This is a genomic window from Microvirga roseola, from assembly GCF_020866965.1.
Taxonomy (GTDB): Bacteria; Pseudomonadota; Alphaproteobacteria; order Rhizobiales; family Beijerinckiaceae; genus Microvirga; species Microvirga roseola.
This window is the reverse complement of sequence record NZ_JAJATX010000089.1, coordinates 1-10,369: the sequence shown is the minus strand read 5'-3', so window position 1 is coordinate 10,369 and position 10,369 is coordinate 1. Positions and strand designations below refer to the sequence as shown.

The window sequence follows — 10,369 nt, the reverse complement described above, 5'->3', positions numbered from 1 at the left end:
CGGCGCTCCAGGCCAAGAAGTACGACGCCATCATGGCCGGCATGAACATCACCGATAAGCGCCTCGAGGTAATCAACTTCTCGCTCCCTTATGCCGCGACCCCGCATGGCTGGGGCGTCATGAAGGACTCGCCGCTCGCAAAACTGGCGGGCACCGGCACGACGGCGAGCTTCGAGAAGGATCCCGAGGGCGCGAAGAAGGCGATCGAGGCATGGAAGCCGCTCCTGAAGGGCAAGACCGTCGGTGTGCAGGGTTCGACCGTGAACTCGCAGTTCCTGGAGCAGTATCTCAAGGACACCATCGAGATCCGCGAGTACAAGACCACCGAGCAGCATGATCTCGACCTGACAGCCGGACGGATCGACGCCATTTTCGCGGGCCATGGAGCCCTGAAGGCGACCCAGGAGAAGCCTGAGTTCAAGGACATGGTCATCGCCGGCACCGGCATGCGCGGCGGCCTGCTGGGCCGCGGCGTTGCAGTCGGCATGCGAAAGGAAGACGCCGATCTGAAGAAGGCTTTCGACGAAGCGATCCAGGCTGCCATCAAGGACGGCACAGTCAGGAAGCTCTCCGAGAAGTGGTTCAAGATCGACGCCACTCCGCAGGCCTGACAGCCTCGCATAAGTTTCCGCTCCGGGTCCTGCATCCAGTGCCCGGAGCGCGATCCAGTATTGAGATGACGAATACCGCCCGACCTCTCTCCCTTCGGCGGGAGCGGGAACTTCAGGAAAGTTGAGACGCGTGCAAGAGCTGAGCTATTTCGAGCTCATCGGGTTTGGTCCCAATGGATGGGGATGGGCTCTCCTCACCGCAGCGGGGATGACGATTGCCGTCGCCTTCTGCGGCTTCCTCATCGGTTCGGTGATCGGAACCCTGGTGGCCTGGGCGAAGATTGGAGGCAATCTGGTCATTCGAGGCATCGCGGATGGTTACACGACCGTGCTGCGCGGCATTCCTGACCTACTCGTCATCTATCTCTTTTATTTCGGCGGCAGTGCGGCGCTCGGCGCCATCGGCAGCCTGTTCGGCGCTGAAGGCTTCATCGGCGTGCCCGCCTTCGCCACAGGCGCCATCGCCATCGGCATCGTGTCCGGCGCCTATCAGGCGGAGGTCTTCCGCGGCGCCTACCAGGTCGTCAGCCGTGGCGAGATCGAGGCGGCGCGCTCTGTCGGGATGCACCGCGGGCTCATGTTCCGCCGCATCATCGCTCCGCAGGTCCTGCGCTACGCCATTCCGGGTCTCGGCAATACCTGGCAGCTCGTGCTGAAGGAATCGGCGCTGATCTCGGTCACCGGCCTCGTGGAACTCCTGCGCCAGTCCCATATCGCGGCCGGCTCCACTCGCCGCCCGTTCGACTTCTACATCACGGCGGCGATCCTCTACCTGATTATCACCTGGGCTTCGACCTACCTGTTCCAGAGGGCCGAGTCGCACTCGATGCGCGGCATGCGGAGGGCTGCCTGATGGATTTCGCCTTCATGCAGGAAGCATTCCTGACCCTCCTGAGCGGCGTGCCTCTCACGCTGAACCTGACCTTCGTGTCGGTGGCGTTCGGAGCGGTTCTCGCGCTGCTGCTCGCGCTGATGCGCATGTCGGGCATCAAGTTGCTCGACTGGCCGGCGCAGGCCTATGTCTTCGTGTTTCGCGGCACGCCGCTGCTCGTGCAGATCTTCCTGATCTACTACGGTCTCGGGCAGTTCCGTCCTACCCTGCAGGAACTTGGGCTGTGGGTTTTCTTCCGTGAGCCATACTGGTGCGCCATCGCGGCGCTCACGCTCAACACGGCGGCCTATACCAGCGAGATCTTCCGCGGCGGCCTGCAGTCGGTGCCCTACAACCAGGTCGAGGCTGCGAAGGCCTGCGGCATGTCGGGCTTCCTGCTCTTCCGCCGCATCACCTTCCCCATCACGGTTCGCCAGGCGCTTCCGGCCTATGGCAGCGAACTCATCCTGATGGTGAAGGCGACCTCGCTTGCGTCGGTCATCACCATGATGGAAGTGACGGGTCTTGCCGCGAAGCTGATCTCGCAGACCTTCCGCGCCATCGAGGTCTTCGTCGTTGCGGGCCTGATCTACCTCATCCTCAACTTCATCATCACGCGCATCATCATGGCCATCGAGTGGTGGCTCTCGCCTCATCTGCGCCGTCCGCCGGCCGTGGAGCCGCGCCTGGAGGCCGCGCATGTCTAACGGAGTATCGTCCTTGTCGTCTGAGTCCGCTGCTGCCGTCTCAATTCACAATCTCCGCAAGAACTTCGGGTCGCTCGAGGTCCTCAAAGGCATCTCCCTCGACGCGAAGGAGGGAGACGTGATCTCGATCCTGGGTGCCTCCGGTTCGGGCAAGTCAACCATGCTCCGCTGCATCAACATGCTGGAGGTTCCGGATTCCGGCGAGATCAGCATCGGCGGCGAGACCATCGGCCTGAAGAAGACCCGACACGGCATGGAGCCTGCAGACCGGCGTCAGGTCGACCGCATCCGCTCCCGCGTGGCCATGGTGTTCCAGAGCTTCAATCTGTGGTCCCACATGACGATCCTGGAAAATGTCATCGAAGCCCCCGTGCATGTTCAGAAGCGCCCGAAGGCCGAGTGCATCGCTGAGGCCGAGGAATTGCTCGCCAAAGTCGGCATCGTCGATAAGCGCAACCAGTATCCGTCGCATCTCTCCGGCGGCCAGCAGCAGCGTGCGGCCATCGCGCGGGCGCTCGCCATGCATCCCAAGGTAATGCTCTTCGATGAGCCGACCTCGGCGCTTGACCCGGAACTCGTCGGCGAAGTTCTGCGCGTCATGCGCTCCCTTGCGGAGGAGGGCCGCACCATGCTCGTGGTCACTCACGAAATGGGTTTCGCCCGCGACGTGTCCAACCGAGTCGTGTTCCTGCACAAGGGCATGGTGGAAGAGGAAGGCACCCCCGCGGAGGTTTTCTCCGCCCCGAAGTCGGAGCGCTTCCAGCAGTTCATCTCAAGCCACAGGTAACAATCAGCGCCTGTCGAGGCGGCGCGGATCGTTTGAGGGCGGAGGTATGACGCCGTCCCTGCCTCGCGCCCTCGAGTCGTAAATGGGATAGGCCCTGTTCCTGGCGTCCGAGTGCGGGCGTCCCAGGAACAGGCCGAGCACGGCCGGAACCGCAAGGATCAGCAGGGATACGGCACCCCAGACGACGACGACGGCGATAAGTCCCAGGCTTCTCAGGCTGACCAGAGCCCACGACAGCCACTCGACGGTTTCCGGATGGCTCGTCACGACCTCCGCGTTGCGAGCAGCATAATCGCCGAAGACGTCAAGAAGCCCGTAAGCGCCCCACGCGAACAGCGACCAGATGGCAACGGCGATCCACGCCAGAATCCACAGCGCCCGTCTCATCGCTTATCGCTCCTCGATGCGTACCGCCGTGCCGTCGATGACCTGTGGGCCGCGCTTGGGCGTGCCCAGGTGATCATGGACGATGCGCAGGTTGCGCATGTTCGCCTTAAAATAAATGTCGAAGATATCGCCAGCCACCGGAATGGCACCGATAGCCGTGTCGATGGCCACGTTGCCGATCATCCGTGCGATCTTCCAGCGAGGCAATCCGAGCTGGCGCGCCTCCCAGATGATGTAGCTCGACAACGCCGCCGAAATCGCATCGCCGATGCCCGGCACGAGACCGATAATGGAATCGAGACCCACATGCCGGTTCAGGCCGGGAATGAAGAAGGCGCTGTCCATCAGCCTTGCGAGAAGCGCGATCCGCGCAAGCGAATCCGCCCGGCTCGGGCCGGCAGCTTTGATGGCTTCGAAGACAGCGCTGTGAGCAGCGTTCATTCCGATCTCCACGTGGTCGATTCAGTCGACAACTGAGATGATGTGTGTATTGCGGCGAAGATACGCAAGAGCAGAGATTGCTACATTGTATCCCGCCACTCCGACACTTCCCAACTGGCTCGTGGCGGAATCAAAGCGCACGAAGCAGAATGTACTCCCTTTTCATCCAATTTATTCCTTCGAAACATCTTGCCGGCTGCCAAGCTGCCCTTAAGTAGCCTGCCCAAGCGCCAAGAGCGCAGCAGCCAGTCCGCTGGCCAAGAATAGGCGAACGCCATGGAGAGGACCGAATCCTCGATCTCTCAACCGGGGGCTCTCAGGACGGGAGAACCCGATGAGCACCAGCTTCCGAGTTCGTCTTACGCCTTGGCTTGCGTTCGTAACCTGGACCCTACTGGCAGGCCTCCTGCCGGCTCCGACCCAGGCACAATCCAGGAAAGAACCTCCCGCTCAATATGCAAGTCTTCCCGATGACCCGCTCACCACAGGCAGCCTGCCGGATAGCAGCCGGCTGAGCACGAGAACCCTCTCGGGCTTCTATGCCTATGTGGCGAAGGGCACCATCACTCTACGGGACAGCACCCCGACCAAATGCCTGCCTGGAGACTTGCGCCAGGTCGTTGCGGACGTCGCGGCCCGTTTCGGGCCGGTCAGCATCCAGTCCACCCACCGGACCCGTGTCCGAAACAGGCGCGCCGGAGGCGCAAAGTACTCGCTACATCTCTCCTGCCGCGCCATTGACTTCAGAGTGCGCGCCAAGGCCCGTGGCGTGATGGCCTATCTGCGCTCGCGTGAGGAGGTCGGCGGTCTCAAGATCTATCGCAACGGGATCATTCACATCGACAACGGTTCGCGCCGCACCTGGTAGGCTCTACAGGGCCATCCGCCATTCCAGACAGAATCCGCCTCCATTCCCTCGCGGGATCGAACGCTCTATTGTGACTGCGCCTGACCGGGACAGCAGAGATGTTCGAGAACTTCACCCTTCGCCGGATCACGACCTTCGAGGCCGTCATCAATCTGCGCTACGGAGGAAGCGGGCCTCCCGTTCTTCTGCTGCACGGTCACCCGCAGACCCACGTCATGTGGCACCGTGTGGCTCCACGCCTGGCGGAGGAATACACTGTCGTTTGCGCAGACCTGCGCGGCTACGGCGACAGTTCGAAGCCGCAGACGACATCGGATCATCAGCCCTATTCGAAACGGTCAATGGCGCGCGACCAAGTCGAGGTGATGCGGGCCCTCGGCTTCGAACGCTTCGCCGTGGTGGGGCACGATCGGGGCGGGCGTTGCGCCTATCGCATGGCGCTCGACCACCCGGAGCGAGTTCTGGGGCTTTCCGTCCTGGACATCCTGCCGACATCCGAGCACTACCGGCGAACGGACATGGCCTTTGCCATGGGCTACTGGCACTGGTTCTTCCTGCCTCAGCCCCACCCTCTTCCGGAAACCTTGATCTCAGCCGATCCCGATGCGTTTTATCTGCGCCGGGGACGCTCCATGTTCGACGAGGCGGCGCTGGCCGAATACCGGCGCTGCTTCACGGACCCGGCGACAATCCATGCCATGTGCGAGGACTACCGGGCGGGGGCTACCATCGACATGCGCCTGGACGAGACCGACAGGCAGGCCGGACGGCGCATCGCATGCCCCGTGCAGGCTCTGTGGGGCCTGAAGAATGGTCTGGCGCAGTGGTACGACGTTCTTGCCGTGTGGCGCGACTGGGCCTATCATGTCGAAGGCCATGGAATCGATTGTGGCCATTATCTTGCAGAAGAGGCCCCGGACGAGACGTTGACCGCGCTGCGAGCATTCCTGGCAAAAGCCTTCAGTTCCTGATCCGCCCGACACGAAGGGAAAGAGGAAAGCGAATTGGGCGGCGGCGATCCGGCTCTCCCAGGCCGCCGCGAGTTCGCGCTGGAACTGCTCGATCGGCGCACGGCCAAGAGCCTTCTCCACCCCGCGCACGGCCGACCATGTATCCGCATAGCCGATCAGGTCGGAGGCCCGCCACTGCACTTCGATGGCAAGCGGCGGCGGCGACAATTCCTCAAACGGGAAATCGAAGGAGCGATAGCCCTCCTCCACATGGCGACGCTCCGGCGGCCAGTAAGGGCCAACGACATCCTTGTAGAAATGCTGGATGACAGGATCGATTTCCGGATCCGCCTGCACCACGCCATAGGTGATGAGAGCCAGGATCGCTCCTGGCCGGCCGATACGGCGCGCGTCCTCGTAGAAAGCGGGAAGATCGAACCAGTGCGCTGCCTGGGCCGCCGTCACGAGGTCCACGGAAGCATCAGGAACTCCACTGCGCTCTGCCGGCGCGACCCGGTATTCGACTCTCCCATGCACTGCGGCCTTCTCGATCTGCTGCGCACTACCATCGGTGGCGATGACATGATCGAAGCGCTCAGCCAGCAGCACTGAAAGCTGCCCTGTCCCGCAGCCTGCATCGAGTGCAACCTCGGTCCTTTCGAAGGCCTGCGAGGTAATCGACGAGCGCCCGCGGATAGGTCGGCCGGTAGGCTGCGTATCCGGTGGAATGCGTGGAGAAATGATCCTTGAAGGACAAGGCTCAGGATCCTGAGAAGGGTGCTATGGAGATGCCGTTGGCCTCCAGCTTGGCGCGCACGGTCCGCGCCATCGCAACCGCGCTCGGCTCGTCGCCATGCACACAGATGGTATCGATCTCGACCGGGATGCGCTTACCGGATACGGTGGTCACAGCCTTGTCCTGAACGGCGCGGAGCATGCGCTCGGCCGCAAACTCCGCATCGTGCAGCACGGAGCCGGGCTTCTTGCGGCTGGTGAGCGTACCATTGTCCTCATAGGTACGGTCGGCGAAGATCTCGCGTGCGACCTGCAGGCCGAGCTTACCGGAGGCTTTTTCCATCAGGAGACCCGGCATGCACACGTTGATGAGACTCACATCGACGCCCTTGATAGCCCGTGCGATGGCAAGCGCCAGATCCTCGTCCTCATTCGCCATGTTATTGAGGGCCCCATGCACCTTTACGTAGGTGACCCTGTGGCCGGCGAGCGATGCGACCGCCTGCATGGCGCCGATCTGGTAGGCGATCATCCGCTCGATTTCGGCGGGGCTGTCGCCGCGGATCATGCGGCGACCGAACCCGTGAAGATCATCGAATCCAGGATGCGCGCCGATGGCGACGCCCTTCCGCCTCGCCGTTTCCGCCGTGCGGAACATGATGGAGGGATCGCCTGCATGGAATCCGCAGGCGATGTTGGCGGAGGAGACGATGTCGAGCATCGCATCATCGTCGCCCATGGGCCAGGGTCCAAATCCTTCGCCCATGTCGCAGTTGAGATCGACTTTCATGTTCATCACACCAGGACCGGTTGTGCGTTCTGTACGCCTACATTGAAGACGCGCTTATAGCGCTCGATCTCGGCTTTCGGCCCCATGGCCTTGGTAGGATTGTCCGAGATCTTCACGGTGGGGTGCCCATTGGCCGAAATGACCTTGCAGACGATGGAGATGGGATCGAGCTTGCCCTCCGGAGCAAGCCCGCGGAAGTCGTTGGTGAGGAGCGTGCCCCAGCCATAACCGATGCGCATGCGGCCACGGAAATGCTGGTGGATGCGCTCGATCACGTCCACATCGAGTCCGTCGGAGAAGATCGCGAGCTTCTCCTTCGGATTCTGCCCGCGCTCGCGCCACCATTCGATGGCCTCCTCGCCCCCCTCGATGGGCGGCTTTGAATCGATGCGGATGCCGGTCCAGTCCGCCACCCAGTCCGGCGCATTCTTCAAAAAGTTCGTGGTGCCGTAGGTGTCGGGCAGGATGACCAGAAGGTTGCCCTGGTAATCCTCCTGCCAGTCCGCCAGCACGCGATAAGGCGCTTCCGCCAATTCCTCGTCGTTTTCGGCGAGAGCGGCATAGACCATGGGAAGCTCGTGGGCATTGGTGCCCACGGCCTCCACCTCACGGCGCATGGCGATGAGACAGTTCGACGTGCCGAGGAAGGAGGAACCGAGCCCCTCGATCATCGCCTGCACGCACCAGTCCTGCCACAGGAAACCGTGACGGCGGCGAGTGCCGAAATCTGCGATGGAGAGATCCGGCAGCTTCTTCAGACGCTCGATCTTCTCCCAGACCCGCGTCATGGCGCGGGCATAGAGCACCTGCAGCTCGAACTTGGCCATTCCCTTCAAGACGCCGCGCGAGCGCAGTTCGTTCAGGATCGCAAGCGCCGGGATCTCCCACATGGTGGTCTCGATCCAGGGGCCGTGGAAGGTCAGAACATACTGACCGTCCTCCTTTTCGAGGAGGTAGTCGGGGAAGCGGAAGGTTTCGAGCCAGTCCATGAACTCCGGCGAAAACATCTGCCGCTTGCCATAGAAGGTGTTGCCCCTGAGCCAAGTGGACTCGCCGCGAGTCAGCGAGAGGCTGCGCACATGATCGAGTTGTTCGCGCAGTTCGCCCGCATCGATGATGTCGGCGAGGCGGATGCGGGTGGTGCGGTTATGGATGCCGAACGTCACCTGCACGTCCCGATGGCGGCGAAAGATCGTCTGCGCCATCAGGAGCTTGTAGAAGTCCGTATCCAGCACGGACCGGACGATCGGATCGATCTTCCAGGTGTGGTTGTAGACCCTGGTCGCGATGTCCACCATCGCCTGCTCCCAGCAATTTGAGGAGGCGAGACCATAGCGAAGGGTCGCCCACGATGAAAGAGTGCCGGCTACAGACCCTGTTCATTGTCCCTTACGGGGGCAGGACATCAACCTGGATCGAGGCGTAATAGGCCGCGATATCTGCAATATCCTGGTCCGACAGGTCCTTTGCAACGATGTTCATCGACTCGTGCCTGCGCTCGCCCGTACGATAATCCATCATGCTCTTCACCAGATAGTTCTCAATCTGGCCTGCGAGATTGGGCGCCTCCGGGTTCTTCGAGACGCCGTCGAGCCCATGGCAGGCCTGACACGCAGTGATCTTCTGGCGTCCGGCTTGGGCATCGGCAGCCTCGATTGCGGATGGGGCGAGCCCGGCCACGACCATCCCCAGCGCAATCGGAGCGCAGAGCTTCTTCATGGCGATCCTTTCTGGAGGAAGCAGGCGCGCCGGAACGGCGCGCCTGTCGAGGCGACCGTTACCGGCCCTCATAGGAAATCCGGTAGATCGCTCCGGCCGCGTCGTCGGACACGAGAAGCGAGCCGTCCGGCAGCGTCGCGACGTCCACCGGCCTGCCGAGATATTCCCCGTTCTCGGTCAACCAGCCCTCGGCAAAGACCTGAGGCTTGTCCGCCGTGCCGTCCTCTTTGATCGGCGTGAACATCACGCGGGCGCCGATGGGAGTCGTGCGGTTCCAGGATCCGTGCTGGGCCGAGAAGATGCCGCCCTGATAGCTCTGGGGAAACATGTTCCCCGTGTAGAACATCATGCCGAGATCGGCAGCGTGGGCGTCCATCTCTGCCTGTGGAGGCACGACGCCGTCGGGAACCGCATCGTCCTTGTACTCGACCGTGCGCACGGTACCACCGCCATAATAGGGAAACCCGAAATCCTGTCCCATCTCGGTGATGCGGTTGATCTCTCCGGGAGGCTGGTCGTCGCCCATGCCGTCGACCTGATTGTCCGTGAACCAGAGCGTCCTGTCGGTGGGATTGAAGTCCATGCCGACCGAGTTGCGGATGCCGGTCGCATAGACCTCACGGCTCTTACCGTCCTGATCCATGCGGACGATGCCGCCGATGCCGGTGCGCCTGTAGAGATCCATCTTGTCTTTCGGCGGCACGTTGTAGGGTTGCCCGAGAGCAACATAGAGCTTGTTATCCGCCCCGATCCGGCAGACACGGGCAGTGTGATTGTAGCTCTCCTCCGTGGGCGGAATGAGGTCTCCCTGCTTGGCGACCACGAAAGCCGCCACGTCCGGCCCTTCATAGAAGAACTCGGCAGCCGGGAACTGCAGAACGCGGTTCTGCTCCGCCACGTAGAGAATGCCGTCGCGCGAGAAACAGACGCCGTTCGGGATCTTGAAGGCCACGGATGGCGCGAACTGCTTTACCTCGTCCGCGATCCGGTCCTTGTCGCGATCTGTCACCACATAGACGTTGTTCTTGCGGGTGCCCGTAAAGACCACGCCCGTCGAGGGGCCGACAGCCATGTGGCGTGCGTCCGGCACGATAGCGTAGAGGTCGATCTTGAAGCCGGGCGGCAGCTTGATCCTCTCGACATTGCGCCGGATGGCATCGGCGCGGCGGCCCTCCTGCGGAATGGGCCGAGGCTCGGCCGTTCCGGTGCTCTGGAATGCAGAGAGTTTTTCGAGGTTACTGGTTGGCTGCTGAGCGGCGGGCTGAGCGGCGGGCTGAGCGAAACTTGTGGATGCAAACGCAACTGACGAGACGGCGACAAGCCAGATGGACTTCATCGTTCCCTCCGTAGGTTCGCCCCTTAGGTATTCGTTGTCATGCGTGGGCTACCGGATGCGCTCCGATTTTCTCGCTCTTGATTTCCATCATACTCAAGCTTGTGCCGCAGCGGAAGAAGCCAAATCGGGATAGGGGGGAGCCTCGCGGTTCCACCCCTCCCACACCA

12 protein-coding genes and 1 pseudogene are annotated in these 10,369 nt (G+C 62.2%); 6 read left to right on the top strand and 7 right to left on the bottom strand.

The annotated features are described in order from the left end of the window. The 4 genes from LG661_RS23170 to LG661_RS23155 all read left to right on the top strand — a co-directional run. On the top strand, positions 1–611 hold a 611-nt coding region (locus tag LG661_RS23170), incomplete at its 5' end, for a transporter substrate-binding domain-containing protein (protein ID WP_230534356.1). Positions 612–741: 130 nt separating this feature from the next. After that, entirely contained in the window at positions 742–1,464 is a 723-nt protein-coding gene (locus tag LG661_RS23165; RefSeq protein WP_322098911.1) for an ABC transporter permease, read from the top strand. Next, the gene (locus LG661_RS23160; RefSeq protein ID WP_230534355.1) at positions 1,464–2,189 is read left to right on the top strand and encodes an ABC transporter permease; all 726 of its coding nucleotides are present in this window, start codon (positions 1,464–1,466) and stop codon (positions 2,187–2,189) included. Before LG661_RS23165 ends, LG661_RS23160 begins: the two co-directional genes overlap by 1 nt. After that, complete coding sequence (locus LG661_RS23155) at positions 2,182–2,976, top strand: ABC transporter ATP-binding protein (protein ID WP_230534354.1); 795 nt, start codon at positions 2,182–2,184, stop codon at positions 2,974–2,976. Before LG661_RS23160 ends, LG661_RS23155 begins: the two co-directional genes overlap by 8 nt. Before the next feature lie 3 nt (positions 2,977–2,979). Here LG661_RS23155 and LG661_RS23150 read toward each other — a convergent pair whose 3' ends face one another. Then, complete coding sequence (locus LG661_RS23150; RefSeq protein ID WP_230534353.1) at positions 2,980–3,363, bottom strand: hypothetical protein; 384 nt, start codon at positions 3,361–3,363, stop codon at positions 2,980–2,982. A gap of 3 nt (positions 3,364–3,366) precedes the next feature. Beyond that, complete coding sequence (locus tag LG661_RS23145) at positions 3,367–3,804, bottom strand: DUF4112 domain-containing protein (RefSeq protein ID WP_230534352.1); 438 nt, start codon at positions 3,802–3,804, stop codon at positions 3,367–3,369. Positions 3,805–4,138: 334 nt separating this feature from the next. Here LG661_RS23145 and LG661_RS23140 point away from each other — a divergent pair, with 334 nt between their 5' ends. Together LG661_RS23140 and LG661_RS23135 are read left to right on the top strand one after the other, a co-directional pair. Next, the gene (locus tag LG661_RS23140) at positions 4,139–4,672 is read left to right on the top strand and encodes a YcbK family protein (RefSeq protein WP_230534351.1); all 534 of its coding nucleotides are present in this window, start codon (positions 4,139–4,141) and stop codon (positions 4,670–4,672) included. A 98-nt stretch (positions 4,673–4,770) separates the two neighbouring features. Continuing rightward, positions 4,771–5,643: an alpha/beta fold hydrolase gene (locus LG661_RS23135; protein ID WP_230534350.1), complete on the top strand. Its 873-nt coding sequence runs from the start codon at positions 4,771–4,773 to the stop codon at positions 5,641–5,643. Between the two features lie 399 nt (positions 5,644–6,042). Here LG661_RS23135 and LG661_RS23130 read toward each other — a convergent pair. The 5 genes and pseudogenes from LG661_RS23130 to LG661_RS23110 all read right to left on the bottom strand — a co-directional run. Further along, positions 6,043–6,231: pseudogene (locus LG661_RS23130) on the bottom strand (methyltransferase domain-containing protein); the annotation flags it as partial. A 151-nt stretch (positions 6,232–6,382) separates the two neighbouring features. Beyond that, positions 6,383–7,147 (bottom strand): LamB/YcsF family protein, encoded by a 765-nt coding sequence (locus tag LG661_RS23125; protein ID WP_230534349.1) that lies wholly within the window; start codon positions 7,145–7,147, stop codon positions 6,383–6,385. 5 nt (positions 7,148–7,152) lie between these two features. After that, on the bottom strand, positions 7,153–8,445 hold the full coding sequence (gene pncB / locus LG661_RS23120; RefSeq protein ID WP_230534348.1) for a nicotinate phosphoribosyltransferase: 1,293 nt from the start codon (positions 8,443–8,445) through the stop codon (positions 7,153–7,155). A 91-nt stretch (positions 8,446–8,536) separates the two neighbouring features. Beyond that, positions 8,537–8,833 carry a c-type cytochrome gene (locus tag LG661_RS23115; protein ID WP_407666818.1) on the bottom strand — a complete coding sequence of 99 codons (297 nt, stop codon included), beginning with the start codon at positions 8,831–8,833 and terminating at the stop codon, positions 8,537–8,539. Between the two features lie 91 nt (positions 8,834–8,924). After that, positions 8,925–10,202, bottom strand: a complete 1,278-nt coding sequence (locus LG661_RS23110; RefSeq protein ID WP_230534346.1) for a PQQ-dependent sugar dehydrogenase — start codon at positions 10,200–10,202, stop codon at positions 8,925–8,927. Between the last annotated feature and the right edge of the window lie 167 nt (positions 10,203–10,369).

What these genes read in the sequence shown, in the direction of transcription:
- LG661_RS23135 (WP_230534350.1), top strand. Translation starts at nt 4,771, where the DNA reads ATGTTCGAGAACTTCACCCTTCGCCGGATCACGACCTTCGAGGCCGTC.
- LG661_RS23150 (WP_230534353.1), bottom strand. Translation starts at nt 3,363, where the DNA reads ATGAGACGGGCGCTGTGGATTCTGGCGTGGATCGCCGTTGCCATCTGG.
- LG661_RS23140 (WP_230534351.1), top strand. Translation starts at nt 4,139, where the DNA reads ATGAGCACCAGCTTCCGAGTTCGTCTTACGCCTTGGCTTGCGTTCGTA.
- LG661_RS23110 (WP_230534346.1), bottom strand. Translation starts at nt 10,202, where the DNA reads ATGAAGTCCATCTGGCTTGTCGCCGTCTCGTCAGTTGCGTTTGCATCC.
- LG661_RS23155 (WP_230534354.1), top strand. Translation starts at nt 2,182, where the DNA reads ATGTCTAACGGAGTATCGTCCTTGTCGTCTGAGTCCGCTGCTGCCGTC.
- pncB (WP_230534348.1), bottom strand. Translation starts at nt 8,445, where the DNA reads ATGGTGGACATCGCGACCAGGGTCTACAACCACACCTGGAAGATCGAT.
- LG661_RS23115 (WP_407666818.1), bottom strand. Translation starts at nt 8,833, where the DNA reads ATGGTCGTGGCCGGGCTCGCCCCATCCGCAATCGAGGCTGCCGATGCC.
- LG661_RS23125 (WP_230534349.1), bottom strand. Translation starts at nt 7,147, where the DNA reads ATGAAAGTCGATCTCAACTGCGACATGGGCGAAGGATTTGGACCCTGG.
- LG661_RS23145 (WP_230534352.1), bottom strand. Translation starts at nt 3,804, where the DNA reads ATGAACGCTGCTCACAGCGCTGTCTTCGAAGCCATCAAAGCTGCCGGC.
- LG661_RS23160 (WP_230534355.1), top strand. Translation starts at nt 1,464, where the DNA reads ATGGATTTCGCCTTCATGCAGGAAGCATTCCTGACCCTCCTGAGCGGC.